This is a genomic window from Shewanella sp. GutCb, from assembly GCF_002836135.1.
Taxonomy (GTDB): Bacteria; Pseudomonadota; Gammaproteobacteria; order Enterobacterales; family Shewanellaceae; genus Shewanella.
Genome location: NZ_PJBL01000077.1, coordinates 1 through 542 on the forward strand (window position 1 = coordinate 1; position 542 = coordinate 542).

Below are 542 nucleotides of genomic sequence, written 5' to 3' on the forward strand. Positions count from 1 at the left end.
ATCTCACCACGGGCGGCACCTTAACCGCCAGTGATGTCGATAACGGGGCCAGTTGGAGCTGGGATTTTGTCCCTCAGGTCAATGACTATGGTACCTTCGGCATTAATGCCAGCACCGGCGTGTGGAGTTACACCTTAGCTAACAATGCCTTGGTTGATGCCCTCGCCTCGGGTGAAACCCACGACGAGACCTTCTTAGTCACCGTCACCGATGAGTTTGGTGCATTCAGCACTCAAATTGTCACCGTGACTGTCACCGGCACCAACGATATTCCGTTGATCACTTCCACCATTGCCGACGCGACTGGCGAAGTCTTAGAAGCGGGCGTCATGGATGGCGGTAATGATCCAGAGCCAGGCAGCCTCACCACGGGCGGCACCTTAACCGCCAGTGATGTCGATAACGGGGCCAGTTGGAGCTGGGGCTTTGTCCCTCAGGTCAATGACTACGGTACCTTCGGCATTAATGCCAGCACCGGCGTGTGGAGTTACACCTTAGCTAATAACGCCTTGGTTGATGCCCTCGCCTCGGGTGAAACCCAC

General features: G+C 55.9%; 1 protein-coding gene. It reads left to right on the top strand.

Going from position 1 to position 542, the window contains the following annotated elements:
- A partial coding sequence (locus tag CXF86_RS20025) for a VCBS domain-containing protein (RefSeq protein WP_219622752.1) occupies positions 1-542 on the top strand: 542 nt, incomplete at both ends.